The sequence below is a fragment of the Blastococcus aggregatus genome (genome assembly GCF_900221005.1).
Classification (GTDB): Bacteria; Actinomycetota; Actinomycetes; order Mycobacteriales; family Geodermatophilaceae; genus Blastococcus; species Blastococcus aggregatus.
On the sequence record NZ_OBQI01000007.1, the window covers coordinates 60,240 to 77,515 of the forward strand.

Genomic DNA, 17,276 nt, shown 5'->3' on the forward strand with positions numbered 1-17,276 from the left:
CCTCAGCGGTAGGGGTCGGTGATCTCGCGCAGCTCGGCGAGCGCCGCCCGCAGCTGGCCCCACCTGCGCTCGCCCAGGTGGGCGCGCCACTCCGCCTCCACCTCGGCGACCACGGCCGCGGCGACGGGCTGGGCGGCGGCGCCCCGCTCGGCGATCCGGACCAGCCGGGCGCGAGCGTCGGTCGGGTCGGGGGTCCGGCGCACGTAGCCGGTCCGCTCGAGCTGGTCGACGAGGTGGCTGGCGGTCTGCTTGGTCACCTGCGCCGACTCGGCGAGCTCGGTCAGCCGGGTGCCGTCGGGACCGATCCGCTGCAGAACCCGTGCCTGGGCGGGGCTGAAGTCGTCGAAGCCGGCCTGCGCGAGTGCGGCGAAGACGCGGTTCTCCATCGCCCGGTAGGGGATGAACAGGAGCAACCCGAGGTCCAGCTCGTCCGGAGCCGGAACGGGGTCGGCCACGCGCGGATCTCCCTTGACGATGGTCAGCAGATCGAACTAATCTCGTTCGATCATCGTACTAGTTCCCGAGGGGCACCTCATGGGACCTCACCCGATCCGGACCCTGGACACCGACGCCGTCTGGGCGGCCGTCGACCGCGAGCGGCTCGACCTGGCCGACCTGCTGGACGACCTCACCCCCGCCGAGTGGGAGCAACCGTCGCTCTGCGCGGGATGGCGGGTCCGCGACGTCGCGGCGCACCTCGCGCTGGCGCAGACCGGAGCCGGCCGGGCCGCGCTCGACCTGCTCCGGGCGCGGGGCAGCCTGCCGCGGATGATCCACGACAGCGCCGTCCGGCACGCCGAGCGACCACCGGCGCTGCTCTCCGAGCAGATTCGGGGCATGGCCGGCTCCCGCCGCACGGCGCCGGGGGTCACGCCGCTCGAGCCGTTGCTCGACGTGCTGGTGCACGGTCAGGACATCGCCGTCCCGCTCGGGCGGGAGCGGCACATGCCGGTGGACGCGGCGAGGACCGCGGCCATCCGCGTGTGGACCATGCCGTGGCCGATGTCCACGACGTTCCCGCGGGTGCGGGGCGTGCGCCTGGCCGCGACCGACACCGACTGGGCGGCAGGGGAGGGCGCACCGGTCGAGGGGCCGATCCAGGCGCTGCTCATGGTGCTGACCGGCCGCACCACGCCGGTCCGCGACGAATTGTCCGGGGCGGGCGTGCCGGAGCTCCGGTAGTGCCTCCCGGGACAGTCGGGCTCTGCCCACCCGGCGTGGGCAGAGGCCGACCGTGCTCAGTCCGTCCTGGGCACCCAGCGGGCCGGGCGCTTCTCGCGGAACGACGCGATCCCCTCCTGGCCCTCCTCGCCGGCGAAGAAGCGGGCGGACAGCGTCAGCAGCTCCCCGAACTCCAGGTCCGGCTGGCGCGACCGCAGCAGCCGCTTGGTCTCCGCCAGCGCGACCGGGGCTCCGGCGGCCAGGGCGGTCAGCTGACCGGCGACCACGGCGTCGAGCTCGGCGGGCTCGGCGACGAGGTCGACCAGCCCGCCCCCGGCGGCCGTCGCGGCGTCGAACACCTCGCCGGTGAGCATCAGCCGGTGCGCCACGTGCGGGGTCATCCGCGGGAGCACGACCGCCGAGATGACCGCCGGCACGAGGCCGAGCCGCACCTCGGAGAAGGCGAAGCTGGCCGAGGACGCCGCGACGACGACGTCGCAGGCCGCGGCCAGGCCCACCCCGCCGGCGCGGGCCGGCCCGCGGACGACGGCGACGACCGGCTTGGGGGAGGACCAGATCAGCCGCAGGAGCTCGGGGAACTCGTTGACGCCCTGCTCCTGCGACGAGCCTCCGGCCGCCTCGGCGAGGTCCATGCCGGAGCAGAAGACCCGGCCGGTGTGGTCGAGCACGATCACCCGCACGGCGTCGTCGGCCAGTGCGTCGGTGAGGGCGGCGCGGAGCTGGCCACGCAGCGCCCGGGACAGCGCGTTGCGGTTCTCGGGGGAGTCGAGGGTGAGCGTCGCGACGCCGGCGGACACGGTCACCTGGATCACTCGGTCGTGGGTCACAGCGGCATCCTGCCGCGAGCGGGCGTTGGCGCGGCACACTGGGAGCAGATGAACACCGTCCTGCCCCTGGTCGAGCGCGCCGTCCCGCCGCTCGAGCTGCCGGAGTCCGCCCGCGAGGGGCTCACCAGCACGCCGTTCGGCCTGTACGTGCACGTGCCCTTCTGCGCGACCCGCTGCGGCTACTGCGACTTCAACACCTACACCTCCGACGAGCTGGGGCCCGGCGCCAACCGCGCCGAGTACGCCGGGACGGCGATCGACGAGCTGCGCCGCGCGGCTGCCCTGCTCGGCCCGGACCTGCCGACGGTCTCGACGGTGTTCGTCGGCGGCGGCACCCCGACCCTGCTGCCGGCCGCCGACCTGACGGCCGTGCTCGCCGAGGTGCGCCGGCTCTTCCCGGTGGCGGCCGACGTGGAGGTCACGACCGAGGCCAACCCCGAGACCGTCGATCTCGGCTACCTGTCCGCGCTCCGCGAGGGCGGCTTCACCCGGGTGAGCCTCGGCATGCAGTCCGCGGCGGAGCACGTCCTGGCGGTGCTGGACCGCCGGCACACCCCCGGCCGGGCCGTGCAGGCCGCTCACGACGCGCGGGCCGCGGGGTTCGAGCACGTCAACCTGGACCTGATCTACGGCACCCCGGGGGAGAGCGACGCCGACTGGGCCGCCTCGCTCGACGCCGTCCTGGCCTCCCCGGTCGACCACGTGAGCGCCTACGCCCTCATCGTCGAGGAGGGCACCCGGCTGGCCCGGCGGATCAGCCGCGGAGAGCTGCCCATGCCCGACGACGACGTCCTCGCCGACCGCTACGAGCAGGCGGACTCGACCCTGCGCCGCGCCGGCTTCGACTGGTACGAGGTGTCCAACTGGGTCACCTCGGATGCGGCCCGCTGCCGGCACAACGAGCTGTACTGGGCGAACGCCAACTGGTGGGGCGTCGGACCCGGCGCGCACAGCCACGTCGGCGGCCTGCGCTGGTGGAACGTGAAGCACCCGGCCGCCTACGCCGACCGGCTGGCCCGCGGGGAGAGCCCGCACGCCGACGCCGAACTGCTCGACGACGACGACCGCGCGCTGGAGACGGTCATGCTCGGCCTGCGCCTGCGCGAGGGCCTGCCGCTGGAGCTGCTGTCGGAGCTCGGCCGGCGCCGGGCCGCGGACGCCGTCACCCGCGGGCTGCTGGACGAGGCGGCGCACGTCGCCGGTCGTGCCGTCCTCACCGATCCCGGCCGGCTGCTGGCCGACGCGCTGGTCCGCGACCTCACCGACTGAGGACCGGCCCGTAATCCGGCCACCTGTTCGCGTTCCTGGACTAGGGTGGCCCCTTTCCAGGCAACACAGCTGGCAACGGTGCCGGGCGGGTGAGGAGGTGGTCGGCGGTGGACATGTGCACGTTCCCTGCGACCCCGAGCTCCCCGCCGGGCGTCCGGGTCACCGGCGCTGCCCCCGCTCTGACGGGCGGCATGCTGCTGGCCCTGGCGATGAACCGCCGGGCCCGAGGGCTGCGAGGGCTCGACGTGCTCCGCCGCAGCCAGGACAGGGCCCCGCCGCAGATCGCCTGACTCGCCCCCGAGTCGCCGCCGCACCCCTGTCCTGACGCGCACCCACCGGGTGACCGCGTCTTTCTGCGTACCCCGAGGACTTCTCATGACCACCACGCTCGACACCAAGAACCTGCCCGCCGGCGACTCCCGCTGGGACGCCTTCCGCACGCTGCTCGCCGACCAGCGCGCCGACTGCGTCCGGCAGCGCGAGGCCGCGCTGCTCGAGTGCGCCCAGTCCGTCCCGGACCCGGTCGCGCTCCGGCGCAGCGCGTCGCTGTCGGACACCATCACCGCGATCGACGAGGCCCTCGAGCGGATCGCGGCGGGAACCTACGGCTCCTGCGTCCACTGCGGCGCGACGATCCCCGAGGAGCGGCTGGAGCTGCGGCCCTACGCCGGCGCCTGCGTCGCCTGCACCGACCGGCGATGACCGGCCGGTGAGGGAGGGAGTCCGTCGATGTCGGTCCACCCGCAGTCCGTCGCGGTCGTGGGGGCCGGGATGGTCGGTCTCGCGACCGCCTGGTTCCTGCAGGAGAGCGGCGCGCAGGTCACCGTCTACGAGCGGGAGCACGTCGCGGCCGGCGCGTCCTGGGGCAACGCCGGCTGGCTGACCCCGAGCCTGACGGCGCCGCTGCCGGAGCCCGCGGTGCTGCGCTACGGCCTGCGGGCCGTGCTCAGCCCGCGGTCACCGGTCTACGTGCCGCTGCGCGCCGACGCCCGGCTGCTGCAGTTCCTCGCCCGCTTCACCCGGAACAGCACGCCCGGCCGCTGGCGGTCGGGCATGGCCGCCTACGTCCCGCTCAACGAGCGGGCGCTGGAGGCCTTCGACGCGCTCGCCGCCGGTGGGGTGCAGGCGGCGACGCACCGCGCGTCGCCCTTCCTCGCGCTGTACCGCACCGAGCGGGAGCGCGAGGGGCTGCTGGCCGAGCTGCAGGCGATCAAGGACAGCGGTCAGTCCGGCGTCCTGTTCGGGCAGCTCACCGGCGAGCAGGCCCGGGCGCTGGAGCCGGTGCTCACCGACCGGGTGGGCGCCGGCATCCAGCTCTACGGCCAGCGCTACCTGGACCCGCCGGCGTTCGTCCGCGCGCTGGCACGGGCCGTGCGCGACCGCGGCGGGCAGGTGCTGGAGGGCACCGACGTGCGGGCCGTGCGCGACGCTCCGCAGGGCGTCGTCCTCGACCTGGACGACAGCGAGCGCCGGCACGACGCGGTGGTCGTCGCCACCGGCGCCTGGCTGGAGCGCCTGGCCCGCCGGTTCGGCGTCCGGCAGCCGGTCCAGGCCGGTCGGGGCTACAGCTTCAGCGTGCCCGTGGCGCGGATGCCCGCGGGGCCGCTGTACCTCCCGCAGCAGCGGGTGGCTCTCACGCCGCTGGGGAACCGGCTGCGGATCGCCGGGATGATGGAGTTCCGCCGTCCCGACGCACCGCTGGACCCCCGCCGGATCGACGCCGTCGTCGACGCGGTCCGGCCGTTCCTGAACGGCGTCGACCTCGACGACCGGCAGGACGAGTGGGTCGGCTCCCGCCCGGTCACCGGCGACGGGCTGCCGCTGCTGGGGCGCACCGCGTCGGACCGGGTCTTCGTCGCCGGTGGGCACGGCATGTGGGGGATCGCGCTCGGACCGGTCACCGGGATGCTCGTGGCCGAGGCCGTGCTCAAGGGGGAGACCCCCGAGGTGCTCCGCCCGTTCGACCCGCTGCGCTGACGGTGGGCCGGACCCCGCGACCGCTGCCGGTGCTCCGGCTCGCCTCGGTCGGCTACCGCTTCCGGGAGAGCCTGTTCCTCCTGCCCGCGCTGATCGTGGTCGGCGGCGTGCTGCTGGCCGAGGCCACCCGCTCGCTCGACCGCGCCCTCGCCGACAGGGGCGATCCGCCGTTCACGCTGGACATGAGCAACAACACCGCGACCTGGCTGCTCAGCACGGTGGCGGGCGCGATGATCACGACCGCCGGCGTGGTGTTCTCCCTGACCGTGGTGAGCCTGCAACTGGCGAGCAGCCAGTTCTCGCCGCGGGTCATGCGGTCGTTCATCCGCGACCGGCTGGCCCAGGTGGTCATCGGGTCGCTGGTCGCGACGTTCGTCTACAGCGTCCTGACCCTGCGCGTGGTCAGCGGGCCCGAGGAGGAGACGGCGGCGCCGGTCCCGGTCACCGTGGCCGTCGTCCTCACCGTCGTCACCGTGCTGCTGATCGTGGCCTACCTCGACCACCTGGCCCACGGCATGCAGGTGGGCGAGGTCGTCCGCCGGATCACGGGGGAGGCCGAGACGGTGCTCGCGGACGTCGTCCGCCGGACCTCCGCCGAGCGCCCCGCGGAGGGGGCGGTGCCCCGGCCAGAACCCGGGCTGACGGTGCGGGCGACCGCGGACGGCTGGGTCACCCAGGCGCCGGCCGACCGCCTGCTTGCCGCCTTGCCGGCGGGCGCCACCCTGCGGCTGGAGACCCGGGTGGGCGCGTACATCCACGAGGGCGAACCGCTGGCGCACGTCTGGCCGGCTCCGGAGCGGCCGGAGCGGGTGCGCGCCCGGGTGCAGGCGAGCGTCCTGGTGGGCGACGTCCGCACGATGCAGGACGACGTCGACTTCGCGCTCCGGCAACTGGTCGACATCGGCCTGCGCGCGCTCAGCCCGGCGATCAACGACCCGACGACGGCGGTCGAGGTGATCCTGCGGATCGGGAGCCTGCTGCGCCGGCTGCTCCCCGCAGAGCTCCCGCGGCCGGTGGTCGCCGGCCTGGACGGACGGCGGCTGGTCCGCCCGTGGGAGCTGAGCGCGGCGGAGTACGTCACCCACGGCTTCGAGCAGCTCCGGCAGGACGCGGCCCCGCAGCACCAGGTCGTCGCCGCGCTCGCGCGCGTGCTGCGCATGCTCGTGCTGCACGTGGAGGAGGCCGGCCGGACCGACGCGCTGCCCGAGCTGCGACGCCAGTTGCGGCTGCTGCTCGCCATGGTCGAGGAGGATCCCGAGCTGCACGTGGAGGACGTCGCCCACCTGCGGGCCGTGGCCGAGGACCCGGTGGATCCCGCGGACCACACGGCCAGGACGGACGCGGGCACGCCGGCCTGAGCGTCGTCAGCTGCGGCGCGTCCCGGGGACCGGGGGCTGGGCCGGGATGGCCTCGGTCGACGGGCCGGCCGCCTGGACGGGGGTGAGCGCGTCGAGGTCGAGCACGCGGACGTGGATGACGTTGCGCTGCTGCAGGGCCGCTCGCAGCGCGCGGTGCAGCCCGTCCTCGAGGTAGAGCTCGCCGTGCCACTGGACGGCATGGCAGAACAGGTCGCCGTAGAAGGTCGAGTCGTCGGCGAGGAGGGTGTCGAGGGCGAGCTGGCGCTTCGTCGTCGTCAAGGTGTCCATGCGCACCTGCCGCGGCGGGATCATCGCCCAGTCGCGGGATGACAGGCCGTGATCGGGATAGGGGCGCCCGTCTCGAACCGCCTTGAAGATCAGGGGACCGTCTCCACTCTCTGTCCGCCGCAGCGCCGACCGCTCCACCCTAACGGCCCGCGGCGGTCGTATGCTGGGCTGGCACTCCGACCGTGCGAGTGCCAGCAGGATCGGTCCCGGGCCCGTGGCCCCGGCCGGCGCGATCCACGCACCGCACGGCGGGTCGACCGGTACGGGGAGGTGTCTCGTGGCGCACGACGAACGCCGCCTGGAGGTCCTCCGGGCAATCGTCCAGGACTTCGTCTCGACCAACGACCCGGTGGGCAGCAGGGCGCTGGCCGACCGGCACGACCTGGGGGTTTCCCCGGCGACCATCCGCAACGACATGGCGGTGCTGGAGGAGCAGGGCTACATCACCCAGCCGCACACCAGCGCGGGCCGGGTGCCCACCGACAAGGGGTACCGGCTCTTCGTCGACCGGCTGTCGGCGGTCAAGCCGCTGTCGGTCGCCGAGCGACGGGCGATCGAGCGGTTCCTCGACGGCGCCGTCGACCTGCACGACGTCCTGGGCCGCACCGTCCGGCTGCTGGCCCAGCTGACCCGGCAGGTCGCCGTCGTGCAGTACCCGACGCTCTCCCGCAGCGCCGTGCGCCACCTGGAGGTGGTGCAGGTGGCCGCGGCCCGGCTCATGCTGGTGCTCATCACCGACACCGGCCGCGTCGAGCAGCGGGTCGTCGACTGCCCGGCCGACATCGACGCCGGGGCCGTCGCCGAGCTGCGCACCCTGCTGAACTCCGCGTTCAGCGGGGTGAAGCTCACCGATGCCGGCGACAAGGTGCCCGACCTGCTCGAGACCGCGCCCCAGCACCTGCGCGGTCTGGTCGCCACCGTCAGCTCGACCCTGCTGGAGACCCTCGTCGAGCCCAGCGAGGACCGTCTGGTCATCGGTGGGACGGCGAACCTCGCCCGCGGCAGCGCCCTGGACTTCCAGGGCACCGTCAGCCCCCTTCTGGAGGCGCTGGAGGAGCAGGTCGTCGTCCTCCGCCTGATCAGCGAGGTCGACGCCGGCACCGTGCTCGTGCGCATCGGCGAGGAGAACGACCACGAGGCGCTCACCGGCGCCTCGCTGGTCACCGTCGGCTACGGCTCCCGGGACCGCGCGCTGGGCGGCCTGGGCATCGTCGGTCCGACCCGCATGGACTACCCCACGAACATGGCCGCGGTTCGCGCCGTGGCCCGCTACGTCGGCCAGATCCTGGCCGAGAGCTGAGGACGAACTTCTCGATGGCAACCGACTACTTCGGCGTCCTGGGCCTGGCCCGCGAGGCCAGTGACTCCGACATCAAGCGGGCCTACCGGCGGCTGGCGCGGGATCTGCACCCCGACGTCAACCCCGACCCCGAGGCGAAGGAGCGCTTCCAGGAGATCACCCGCGCCTACGAGGCGCTCACCGATCCGGAGAAGCGCCGGATCGTCGACCTCGGCGGGGATCCGTTCGAGAACGGCGGCGGCGGCAACGGGTTCGGCGGCGGCGGCTTCGGCGGCGGCCTCGGCGACATCATGGACGCGTTCTTCGGCGGCCAGCAGACCCGTGGTCCGCGCGGTCGCACCCGCGCCGGCCGGGACGCGCTGATCCCGGTCGAGCTCGAGCTGGACGAGGCGGTGTTCGGCACCGTCAAGGAGCTCACCGTCGACACCGCCGTCCTCTGCGACGTGTGCGCCGGCGCCGGCACCGCCCCCGGCACGCACGTCGCCACCTGCACCACCTGCTCCGGTCGCGGCGAGGTGCAGAGCGTCCAGCGCAGCTTCCTCGGCCAGGTCATGACCAGCCGCATCTGCCCGACCTGCTCGGGCACCGGCCAGGTCATCCCCGAGCCCTGCGGGAAGTGCGCCGGCGACGGCCGCGTGCGCGCCCGCCGCACCATCTCGGTGAAGGTGCCCGCCGGCGTCGAGGACGGCATGCGCATCCGGCTGACCGGCCAGGGCGAGGTCGGCCCCGGCGGCGGCCCCGCCGGCGACCTCTACGTCGAGGTGCACGAGCGGCCGCACGACGTCTTCACCCGGGACGGCGAGGACCTGCACTGCCGGGTCACCCTCCCCATGACGTCGGCGGCACTGGGCACCACGCTCAACCTGAAGACCCTCGACGGCGAGGAGGACCTGGACATCGCGCCCGGCACGCAGTCGGGCAGCATCCTCACCCTCCGGGCCCACGGCGCACCGCGGCTGCGGGCCACCGGCCGGGGCAACCTGGTCGTGCACGTCGACGTCGTCACGCCCACCAAGCTCGACGGCGAGCAGGAGCGGCTGATGCGCGAGCTCGCCGCGCTGCGGGGCGAGGACCAGCCGGAGTCCAACCGCGAGGCGCAGGGCGGGCTGTTCTCCCGCGTGCGCGACGCCTTCCACGGGCGCTGACCCGCGGTGACCGCCGCCGACGCCGGCGCGCCCCAGCTCGACGGGGCACCGCTGTTCCTGCTCGACGCCCTGCCGGAGACCGCTGAGCTGCTGGTCGACGGGCCCGAGGGCCGGCACGCCGTCGACGTGCTGCGCCTCGAGCCGGGGGAGCGGGTGCGGGTCGGGAACGGGCAGGGTGCGGTCGCCGAGGGCGCGGTCGTCTCCGCCGGGCCGCAGGGGCTGCGCGTCGCGGTGAGCGCCCGCTTCGAGGTGCCGGCCCCGCAGCCGGAGTTCGTGCTGGTCCAGGCGCTGCCCAAGGGTGATCGCGGCCCGCTCGCCGTGGACCTCGCCACCGAGCTCGGCGTCGACCGCATCGTGCCGTGGACGGCGGCGCGCTGCGTGACCCGCTGGCGCGACGACCGGGTGGCCAAGGCCGTGGCCAAGTGGCGCGCCGCCGCCCGGGCAGCGAGCAAGCAGTCCCGCCGTCCGCGGGTGCCCGAGGTGACCGAGCCGATGTCCACCCGTGAGGTGTGCGGCCTGATCGGGGACGCCGACCTGACGGTGGTGCTCCACGAGCAGGCCCGTCGTCCCATGGCCGGGCTGAGCGTGCCGAAGAGCGGGTCCGTCGTGGTCGTCGTCGGACCGGAGGGCGGGATCACCGACGGCGAGGCCGTGGCGTTCCGCGCCGCGGGCGCCGAACTGGCGCGACTGGGCCCCGAGGTGCTGCGCACCTCCACCGCCGGCGCAGCGGCGCTGGCCGCGCTGAGCGCCCGCACCCGCTGGAGCTAGCAACAGCGCGAGACCGGGTTGGCCTCCAGGGCGTCGGAGCGCAGCCGCTCGAACTCCCGCCGGGTCATCGGGTCGTGGCCGTGCGCGGCGCAGTGCTCGAGGTAGCGGTCCCAGCGGGCCTCGCCGGTGAACTCGCGCAGGTACCAGCGCACGCCGCGCCAGGCCCGCGCGATGACCGCGGTCACTTCTCCTCCGCCTCGGGCCGCCCGACGCCGGCGCCCACGAGCCGCCGGTGCTCGGCCAGCGCCTCCTTCTCCTCCGGGGTCGGGAAGAACCCCGCCGGCTCGACCAGCCGCGACGGCGTGGGTGGCTCCTCCGTGGTCGGCAACTGGCCGGCACGGATGGCCCGCGCGATCACGACGACCGCGTCGACCACCACGACGAGCACCAGAACGGCGAAGAGCGCCTGCAGGACGCCGTTGAGCGTGGAGTTGAAGACGACCTGGTCCATCTCCGACATGTCGGTCGCGGGGGCCAGCACGTCCCCGGCGTCCCGGGCGTCGGCGTACACCTGCCGCTGCTGGAAGTAGCCCACACGCGGGTCGGAGGAGAACACCTTCTGGTAGCTCGCCGTCATCGTCACGACGAGGTCCCAGACGAGGGGGACGGCGGTCACCCACGCGTAGCGCAGCTTCCCGTGCTTGATCAGCAGCACCGTGACCAGCGTCAGCGCGATCGCCGCGAGCAGCTGGTTGGCGATGCCGAACAGCGGGAAGAGCTGGTTGACGCCGCCCAGCGGATCGGTGACGCCGATGTAGAGCACCGAACCCCACAGCCCGACGACGAGGGCGCTGGCCATGACGTTGCCCGGTCGCCAGGACAGGTCGCCGAACTTCGTCCAGACGTTGCCGATCGTGTCCTGCAGCATGAACCGCCCGACGCGGGTGCCGGCGTCGACGGCGGTGAGGATGAACAGCGCCTCGAACATGATCGCGAAGTGGTACCAGAACGCCTGTCCACCGCCGCCGAACGCGTCGCTGAAGATCTGCGAGATGCCGACGGCGAGCGTGGGGGCGCCACCGGTGCGGGAGATGAGCGTGTCCTCCTGGACCGCGGCTGCTGCCGCGCCGAGCGACTGCGCCGTGGTGTCGAAGCCGAGGCCGTTGACGAACGTGGCGGCGGCCTCCGCCGTGCCCCCGGTGGCCCCGGCCGGGCTGTTCATCGCGAAGTAGAGGCCCTGGTCGATGACGCAGGCGGCGATGAGCGCGCTGATGGCGACGAAGGACTCCATCAGCATGCCGCCGTAGCCGATGAGGCGGACCTGGCTCTCCTTGGCCACCATCTTCGGCGTCGTCCCTGACGCGATGAGCGCGTGGAAGCCCGAGAGCGCCCCGCAGGCGATGGTGATGAAGACGAACGGGAACAACGACCCGGCGAACACCGGACCGGTGCCCTCCCGGGCGAAGTCGGTGACCGCCTCGGCCTGCAGCACCGGTCGGGCGATCAGCAGGCTGATCGCCAGCAGGACGATCACGCCGATCTTCATGAAGGTCGACAGGTAGTCCCGCGGGGTCAGCAGCAGCCAGACCGGCAGCACGGAGGCGACGAACCCGTAGACGACCAGGGCGAGGACCAGCCACTCCTTGGAGAGGGTCAGTGCGTCGCCCAGCCCGGTGTCCTCGATCCAGCCACCGCCGACGATCGCCAGCAGCAGCAGGACCACACCGATGCCGGTCGCCTCGAGCACCCTCCCGGGGCGCAGCCGGCGCAGGTAGATGCCCATGAACAGCGCGATCGGGATGGTCAGGGCGATGGAGAAGACGCCCCACGGGGACTCGGCCAGCGCGTTGACCACGATGAGCGCCAGCACCGCCAGGATGATGATCATGATGGCGAAGACGGCGATGAGCGCGGCGATCCCGCCGACGACGCCGATCTCCTCGCGCACCATCTGGCCGAGGCTCTTGCCGTTGCGGCGCATGGAGAAGAACAGGACGGTCAGGTCCTGCACCGCGCCGGCGAAGATGACGCCGACGACGATCCAGATCGTGCCGGGCAGGTAGCCCATCTGCGCGGCCAGCACCGGACCCACGAGCGGCCCCGCGCCGGCGATGGCGGCGAAGTGGTGGCCGAAGAGCACCCGCCGGTCGGTGACGTCGAAGTCGATGCCGTTGTCCATGCGCTCGGCCGGCGTCGCCCGCCGGTCGTCGACCCGCAGCACCCGGTAGGTGATGAACCGGGCGTAGAAGCGGTAGGCGATGGCGTAGGAGCACAGCGCGGCGAACAGGATCCACAGCGCCGACACGGTCTCGCCGCGGGCGAGGGCCAGCACGGTCCAGCAGACCGCGCCCACGGCCGCGACGAGAACCCAGACCGCGATGGATCCCGGGCTCGGGCGTCGGCCGGGAGGCGCGGGGGAGTGCCCGCTCGCGGAGCTACCCGTGGTCGCGGTCCCGGACATGGCGTCCTCCGTCCCGACACCGGCTCCGTCGCCGGCCCCCGTCGGTTACGGCAACGAGCATAGGGAGCGGGGTGGGTGCCCGCGAGGCCTCGACGGCCGGCCGGCCCTAGGGTGCGAACCGTGTCCGACTGCCTGTTCTGCCGCATGGTCGCCGGGGAGATCCCCGCCGACGTCGTCCACCAGACCGACCGGGTGCTGGCCTTCCGCGACATCCACCCGCAGGCCCCCACGCACGTACTGGTCATCCCCAAGGAGCACCACCGGAACTTCGGGGCGCTCGCGGCGGCCGACCCGGCCCTGCTGGGCGAGGTCGCGAACGCCGCGCACGCCGTCGCCGTCCAGGAGGGCCTGGTCACCGAGGGCGGCAGCGAGCCCGGCTACCGCGTCGTCACCAACACCGGGCCGCAGGCCGGGCAGTCGGTCGACCACCTCCACCTGCACGTGCTGGGCGGCCGCGGCCTCGGCTGGCCGCCCGGCTGACCGGGATCCCTGCGAGGATCGGCCGGTGACCGAGCAGAGCGCACCGCCCGTCCGGATCGAGCGGGACGGCGACGTCGCCGTCGTCGTCCTCGACAACCCGCCGCTGAACCTGTTCACGCCCGCGGTGTTCCAGGCGCTGGACGCCGCCGTGGGTGAACTGGTCGCGCTGACCGACCCGCAGCGGGCCGACCGCGCGCGGGCGGTGCTGTTCGAGGCGCGCGGCAAGGTCGTCTCCGGAGGCGTCGACGTGACGTTCTTCCGGGACATCGCCGAGGGCCCCGAGCCGGAGGCCCGCGGCGGCGAGCTCTGGGCGCAGCTGCTCCGGGTCGCGCAGACCGTCGAGGACCTGCCCGTGCCCACGGTCTTCGCCGCGCACGGGCTGACCCTCACGGCCGCGTTCGAGCTGTCCCTGGCCTGCGACATCCTGCTGGCCGCCGAGAAGGCGTCGTTCGGGCTGGTCGAGATCGTCGTCGGGCTGACGCCGTCGATGGGTGGTCCGCAGCGGCTGGCCGAGCGGGCCGGCCCGGCCCGGGCCCGCGAGCTGGTCTTCACCGGCGAGCGCTACCCGGCCGCCGTCCTCGAGCGGTGGAACGTGGTCAACCGGGTGCTGCCCGACGACGGTTTCGCCGAGGCCGCCCGGGCCTACGCGAGGCAGGTCGCCGCCGGCCCCACGCTCGCCCACGCCGCCACCAAGCAGCTCGTGGCCGCCACCGTCCGCCAGGGCGCCCGCGCCGCCGACGCGCTGGTCCCGGAGGTGTCCGGGGCGCTGTTCGGCACCGAGGACCTGCGCGGTGCCGTCCGGTCCTTCCTCACCGAGGGGCCGGGGAAGGCGACCTACTCCGGGCGCTGACCCCATCGGGCGAAGCGCGCTTCGCGGTCCCGCACGCGGGTAGCATCGAACGGTCCGCCACTCCCAGCCAGGAAGGCAGGGTCGAGGGTTCTTGCCCGACACCTCCCCGAACGTCCCCGTCGAGGGTGCCCCCACGTCCCGTGAGGCATCGGCGCAGGCCGCCGCCGTCGACTCCACCGCCGAGCACCCGACCGGCCGGCAACCGGCCGCGGTCCGCGCCACGATCGCCGTGCCGGAGTCGGTCTCGATGGTCGCCCTGCTCGGCTCCGCCGATGAGCTGCTCCGGCTGGTCGAGGCCGAGGTCGAGGCCGACGTGCACGTGCGCGGCAACGAGATCACCGTGACCGGGCAGCCGGCCGACAACGCCTTCGCCGTCCGTGTCTTCGACGAGCTCCTCGCGCTGCTCGCCACCGGTCAGCAGCTGCGGCCCGACTCCGTGCGCCGGGTCATCGCCATGCTCCGGGGCGGGGGCTCCGAGCGGCCCGCCGAGGTGCTCAGCCTCGACATCATCAGCCGCCGCGGGCGCACGATCCGGCCCAAGACGCTGAACCAGAAGCACTACGTCGACGCGATCGACGAGCACACGATCGTCTTCGGCATCGGTCCGGCCGGCACCGGCAAGACCTACCTCGCCATGGCCAAGGCGGTGCAGGCGCTCCAGACCAAGCAGGTCAACCGGATCATCCTGACCCGCCCGGCGGTCGAGGCCGGGGAGCGGCTCGGCTACCTGCCCGGGACGCTGAGCGAGAAGATCGACCCCTACCTGCGGCCGCTGTACGACGCGCTGCACGACATGGTCGACCCGGAGTCGATCCCGCGGCTGATGGCCTCGGGCACGATCGAGGTCGCGCCGCTGGCCTACATGCGCGGCCGCACGCTCAACGACGCGTTCGTGATCCTCGACGAGGCGCAGAACACCACCGCCGAGCAGATGAAGATGTTCCTCACCCGGCTCGGCTTCGGGTCCAAGATCGTCGTCACCGGTGACGTCACGCAGGTCGACCTGCCCGGGGGTGCGCAGAGCGGTCTGAAGATCGTCCGCGAGATCCTCGACGGCGTCGACGACGTGCACTTCGCCACTCTCACCAGCACCGACGTCGTCCGGCACCGGCTGGTCGGAGACATCGTCGACGCCTACGAGCGCTTCGACGCCGCCCGCCAGCCCCGGGCGACCACGCCCGCGCCGGCCCGACCGACCCGGCCGCGCCGGCAGGGGAGCTGACCGCGATGCCCGTCGAGGTCTCCAACGAGTCCGAGATCGCCGTCGACGAGGCGGAGCTGGCCGGGATCTGCCGGTTCGTCCTCGGCCAGATGGACGTCAACCCGATGGCCGAGCTCTCGGTCCTGTGCGTCGACGTCGAGTACATGAGCAGCCTGCACGAGCGCTGGATGGGCGAGAAGGGTCCGACCGACGTCCTGGCGTTCCCCATGGACGAGCTCGACACCGCCCGCCCCGACGACCCCGATCCGGGCCCGGCGCTGCTCGGTGACGTCGTGCTGTGCCCCGCGGTCGCCGTCCGCCAGGCCCGCGCCGCCGGGCACACCATGGACGACGAGCTGGTGCTGCTGGCCACCCACGGCGTGCTGCACCTGCTCGGCTACGACCACATGGAGCCCGAGGACGAGAAGGAGATGTTCGGTCTCCAGTCGGAGCTCATCGAGAGCTGGAAGTCGGCGCCGCGCGAGCCGGTGACCGGCGAGGCGGTCGACAAGGGGCAGAACCCCCGATGAGCTCGGGTGCGGTCGTCCTCCTGGTGATCGCCTGCTGCCTCGTCCCGCTCGCGGGCCTGTTCGGCGCCATGGACGCCGCCCTCCAGCGGGTGTCCAAGGCGCGCGTCGACGAGCTCCGGCGCGAGGGCGCCAAGCGCGCCGGCGCCCTCGAGGAGGTCGTGCTCGAGCGCGCCCGCCACGTCTCGCTGCTGCTCCTGCTCCGCATCGCGTGCGAGATGGTCGCGGCGGTGCTGGGGACCGTCCTGCTCTACGACGCCTGGGGTGGCGGCTGGCGCACCGTGCTCACCGCCGCGGCGATCATGACCGTCGTCAGCTACGTGCTGATCGGCGTCGGCCCGCGCACCCTGGGCCGGCAGCACGCCTACTCGGTGGCGCTGGCCACCGCCGGCGTCGTGAAGCTGCTCGGTCGTGTGCTCGGGCCGGTGGCCACGCTGCTCATCCTCGTCGGCAACATGATCACGCCGGGCCGCGGCTTCCGCGACGGGCCGTTCTCCTCCGAGGTGGAGCTGCGCGAGCTCGTCGACATGGCCGAGGAGCGCGGTGTGGTCGAGTCCGGCGAGCGCCAGATGATCCACTCGGTGTTCGAGCTCGGCGACACCATCGCCCGCGAGGTGATGGTCCCGCGCACCGACGTCGTCTGGATCGAGCGCAGCAAGACCGTGCGTCAGGCGCTCGCGCTGGCGCTGCGCAGCGGCTTCAGCCGGATCCCGGTGATCGGCGAGAACGTCGACGACGTCGTGGGCGTGGTCTACCTCAAGGACCTCGTCCGCCGGTCGCAGAACGCCGGCGACGGCCGCGGGCCGCGGGTCGAGGAGCTGATGCGCACGCCGACGTTCGTCCCGGAGTCCAAGCCGGTCGACGAGTTGCTGCGCGACATGCAGGCCCAGCGGATCCACATCGCGATCGTGGTCGACGAGTACGGCGGCTTCGCCGGGCTGGTCACCATCGAGGACATCCTCGAGGAGATCGTCGGCGAGATCGCCGACGAACACGACGCCTTCCAGCGCCCGCCGGTCGAGGAGCTGCCCGACGGCTCGATGCGGGTCACCGCCCGGCTGCCGGTCGAGGACCTCGCCGAGCTGTTCGGCGTCGAGCTCCCCGAGGACGACGACGTCGAGACCGTGGGCGGCCTGCTCGCCCGCGAGCTGGGCCTGGTGCCGATCGAGGGCGCCTCGGCCGAGATCGGCGGCCTGCGGCTGGTCGCCGAGAGCACCGGCGGACGGCGCAACCGGGTCGACACGCTGCTGGTCTGCCGGGTCGAGCAGCCGGCCGAGGACGAGGACGGCGACGGCCGCGGCCGCTCGTCGGCCCGTGACCAGGAGCCGGCCGTCGGCGTGGAAGGCTGACGTCCCGTGACCGAACTCCAGCCCGAGGACGCCAAGCTCGTCACCCTGGCCCGCTCCGCCCGCGCCCGCACCGGTGCGGCCGAGGGCGCGGCGGTCCGTGACACCGACGGCCGCACCTACGTCGCAGCGAGCGTCGGCCTGCCGTCGCTGAAGCTGAGCGCGTTGCAGGCCGCGGTCGCCGCCGCCGTCTCCAGCGGGGTCGAGGGGCTCGAGGCCGCCGCGATCGTCAGCGAGGGCGACGCGGTGGAGACCGACGGCCTGGCCGCCGTCCGCGACCTCACGCCGTCGGCACCCGTGCACCTCGCCGGCCCCGACGGAACCCTGCGCACCACCGTCTGACCGTCGGCGGCCGCT

20 protein-coding genes are annotated in these 17,276 nt (G+C 73.8%); 15 read left to right on the forward strand and 5 right to left on the reverse strand.

Annotated elements, in window-relative coordinates:
- Nucleotides 1-2: 2 nt before the first annotated feature.
- On the reverse strand, nucleotides 3-455 hold the full coding sequence (locus tag CRP29_RS20255) for a MarR family winged helix-turn-helix transcriptional regulator (RefSeq protein ID WP_245853132.1): 453 nt from the start codon (nucleotides 453-455) through the stop codon (nucleotides 3-5).
- Nucleotides 456-534: 79 nt separating this feature from the next.
- On the opposite strand from CRP29_RS20255, the gene CRP29_RS20260 reads away from it, so the two are divergent.
- The gene (locus tag CRP29_RS20260; RefSeq protein WP_097196879.1) at nucleotides 535-1,182 is read left to right on the forward strand and encodes a maleylpyruvate isomerase family mycothiol-dependent enzyme; all 648 of its coding nucleotides are present in this window, start codon (nucleotides 535-537) and stop codon (nucleotides 1,180-1,182) included.
- A gap of 56 nt (nucleotides 1,183-1,238) precedes the next feature.
- Here the strand turns inward: CRP29_RS20260 and CRP29_RS20265 are convergent, their stop codons facing one another.
- Complete coding sequence (locus CRP29_RS20265) at nucleotides 1,239-2,009, reverse strand: enoyl-CoA hydratase-related protein (RefSeq protein WP_097196880.1); 771 nt, start codon at nucleotides 2,007-2,009, stop codon at nucleotides 1,239-1,241.
- A gap of 48 nt (nucleotides 2,010-2,057) precedes the next feature.
- Between CRP29_RS20265 and hemW the strand changes: the two genes are divergently transcribed.
- The 5 genes from hemW to CRP29_RS20290 all read left to right on the forward strand — a co-directional run bounded on the left by hemW (nucleotide 2,058) and on the right by CRP29_RS20290 (nucleotide 6,613).
- Complete coding sequence (gene hemW / locus CRP29_RS20270) at nucleotides 2,058-3,278, forward strand: radical SAM family heme chaperone HemW (protein WP_097196881.1); 1,221 nt, start codon at nucleotides 2,058-2,060, stop codon at nucleotides 3,276-3,278.
- Nucleotides 3,279-3,391: 113 nt separating this feature from the next.
- Nucleotides 3,392-3,568 carry a hypothetical protein gene (locus tag CRP29_RS22935; protein ID WP_176523069.1) on the forward strand — a complete coding sequence of 59 codons (177 nt, stop codon included), beginning with the start codon at nucleotides 3,392-3,394 and terminating at the stop codon, nucleotides 3,566-3,568.
- Between the two features lie 85 nt (nucleotides 3,569-3,653).
- Complete coding sequence (locus CRP29_RS20280; protein WP_097196883.1) at nucleotides 3,654-3,980, forward strand: TraR/DksA family transcriptional regulator; 327 nt, start codon at nucleotides 3,654-3,656, stop codon at nucleotides 3,978-3,980.
- 27 nt (nucleotides 3,981-4,007) lie between these two features.
- Nucleotides 4,008-5,255 (forward strand): NAD(P)/FAD-dependent oxidoreductase, encoded by a 1,248-nt coding sequence (locus CRP29_RS20285; protein ID WP_097196884.1) that lies wholly within the window; start codon nucleotides 4,008-4,010, stop codon nucleotides 5,253-5,255.
- Nucleotides 5,256-5,257: 2 nt separating this feature from the next.
- Entirely contained in the window at nucleotides 5,258-6,613 is a 1,356-nt protein-coding gene (locus CRP29_RS20290; protein ID WP_097196885.1) for a DUF2254 domain-containing protein, read from the forward strand.
- A gap of 6 nt (nucleotides 6,614-6,619) precedes the next feature.
- On the opposite strand, the gene CRP29_RS20295 is transcribed toward CRP29_RS20290, so the two are convergent.
- Nucleotides 6,620-7,039, reverse strand: coding sequence for a type II toxin-antitoxin system VapB family antitoxin (locus CRP29_RS20295; protein WP_425427113.1), 420 nt, complete (start codon nucleotides 7,037-7,039; stop codon nucleotides 6,620-6,622).
- A gap of 139 nt (nucleotides 7,040-7,178) precedes the next feature.
- Here CRP29_RS20295 and hrcA point away from each other — a divergent pair, with 139 nt between their 5' ends.
- The 3 genes from hrcA to CRP29_RS20310 are packed head-to-tail and all read left to right on the forward strand — an operon-like array spanning nucleotide 7,179 to nucleotide 10,114.
- Nucleotides 7,179-8,201 carry a heat-inducible transcriptional repressor HrcA gene (gene hrcA, locus CRP29_RS20300; protein WP_217991689.1) on the forward strand — a complete coding sequence of 341 codons (1,023 nt, stop codon included), beginning with the start codon at nucleotides 7,179-7,181 and terminating at the stop codon, nucleotides 8,199-8,201.
- Nucleotides 8,202-8,215: 14 nt separating this feature from the next.
- Nucleotides 8,216-9,346, forward strand: a complete 1,131-nt coding sequence (gene dnaJ / locus CRP29_RS20305; protein ID WP_097196887.1) for a molecular chaperone DnaJ — start codon at nucleotides 8,216-8,218, stop codon at nucleotides 9,344-9,346.
- Nucleotides 9,347-9,352: 6 nt separating this feature from the next.
- Nucleotides 9,353-10,114, forward strand: coding sequence for a 16S rRNA (uracil(1498)-N(3))-methyltransferase (locus CRP29_RS20310; protein ID WP_097196888.1), 762 nt, complete (start codon nucleotides 9,353-9,355; stop codon nucleotides 10,112-10,114).
- On the opposite strand, the gene CRP29_RS20315 is transcribed toward CRP29_RS20310, so the two are convergent.
- Nucleotides 10,111-10,299 carry a YbdD/YjiX family protein gene (locus tag CRP29_RS20315; RefSeq protein ID WP_097196889.1) on the reverse strand — a complete coding sequence of 63 codons (189 nt, stop codon included), beginning with the start codon at nucleotides 10,297-10,299 and terminating at the stop codon, nucleotides 10,111-10,113. The genes CRP29_RS20310 and CRP29_RS20315 overlap by 4 nt on opposite strands.
- Complete coding sequence (locus CRP29_RS20320; RefSeq protein WP_245853134.1) at nucleotides 10,296-12,407, reverse strand: carbon starvation CstA family protein; 2,112 nt, start codon at nucleotides 12,405-12,407, stop codon at nucleotides 10,296-10,298. The genes CRP29_RS20315 and CRP29_RS20320 overlap by 4 nt, the downstream gene beginning before the upstream one ends.
- 228 nt (nucleotides 12,408-12,635) lie before the next feature.
- Between CRP29_RS20320 and CRP29_RS20325 the strand changes: the two genes are divergently transcribed.
- The 6 genes from CRP29_RS20325 to CRP29_RS20350 all read left to right on the forward strand — a co-directional run bounded on the left by CRP29_RS20325 (nucleotide 12,636) and on the right by CRP29_RS20350 (nucleotide 17,261).
- A complete protein-coding gene (locus tag CRP29_RS20325) occupies nucleotides 12,636-12,995 on the forward strand; it encodes an HIT domain-containing protein (protein ID WP_217991690.1) in 360 nt (119 codons plus the stop codon).
- Between the two features lie 25 nt (nucleotides 12,996-13,020).
- Nucleotides 13,021-13,845, forward strand: a complete 825-nt coding sequence (locus CRP29_RS20330; protein ID WP_097196891.1) for an enoyl-CoA hydratase/isomerase family protein — start codon at nucleotides 13,021-13,023, stop codon at nucleotides 13,843-13,845.
- Between the two features lie 91 nt (nucleotides 13,846-13,936).
- The gene (locus tag CRP29_RS20335; RefSeq protein WP_245853137.1) at nucleotides 13,937-15,067 is read left to right on the forward strand and encodes a PhoH family protein; all 1,131 of its coding nucleotides are present in this window, start codon (nucleotides 13,937-13,939) and stop codon (nucleotides 15,065-15,067) included.
- A gap of 5 nt (nucleotides 15,068-15,072) precedes the next feature.
- Nucleotides 15,073-15,576 carry an rRNA maturation RNase YbeY gene (ybeY, locus tag CRP29_RS20340; protein ID WP_091985166.1) on the forward strand — a complete coding sequence of 168 codons (504 nt, stop codon included), beginning with the start codon at nucleotides 15,073-15,075 and terminating at the stop codon, nucleotides 15,574-15,576.
- Nucleotides 15,573-16,922: a hemolysin family protein gene (locus CRP29_RS20345; RefSeq protein ID WP_097196892.1), complete on the forward strand. Its 1,350-nt coding sequence runs from the start codon at nucleotides 15,573-15,575 to the stop codon at nucleotides 16,920-16,922. Before ybeY ends, CRP29_RS20345 begins: the two co-directional genes overlap by 4 nt.
- Nucleotides 16,923-16,928: 6 nt before the next feature.
- A complete protein-coding gene (locus CRP29_RS20350; protein ID WP_097196893.1) occupies nucleotides 16,929-17,261 on the forward strand; it encodes a cytidine deaminase in 333 nt (110 codons plus the stop codon).
- Nucleotides 17,262-17,276 lie beyond the last annotated feature (15 nt).

Excerpts from the sequence above, each read along its gene's own strand:
- CRP29_RS20285 (WP_097196884.1), top strand. The coding sequence starts at position 4,008 with ATGTCGGTCCACCCGCAGTCCGTCGCGGTCGTGGGGGCCGGGATGGTC.
- CRP29_RS20345 (WP_097196892.1), top strand. The coding sequence starts at position 15,573 with ATGAGCTCGGGTGCGGTCGTCCTCCTGGTGATCGCCTGCTGCCTCGTC.
- CRP29_RS20260 (WP_097196879.1), top strand. The coding sequence starts at position 535 with ATGGGACCTCACCCGATCCGGACCCTGGACACCGACGCCGTCTGGGCG.
- hemW (WP_097196881.1), top strand. The coding sequence starts at position 2,058 with ATGAACACCGTCCTGCCCCTGGTCGAGCGCGCCGTCCCGCCGCTCGAG.
- CRP29_RS20280 (WP_097196883.1), top strand. The coding sequence starts at position 3,654 with ATGACCACCACGCTCGACACCAAGAACCTGCCCGCCGGCGACTCCCGC.
- CRP29_RS22935 (WP_176523069.1), top strand. The coding sequence starts at position 3,392 with ATGTGCACGTTCCCTGCGACCCCGAGCTCCCCGCCGGGCGTCCGGGTC.
- dnaJ (WP_097196887.1), top strand. The coding sequence starts at position 8,216 with ATGGCAACCGACTACTTCGGCGTCCTGGGCCTGGCCCGCGAGGCCAGT.
- ybeY (WP_091985166.1), top strand. The coding sequence starts at position 15,073 with ATGCCCGTCGAGGTCTCCAACGAGTCCGAGATCGCCGTCGACGAGGCG.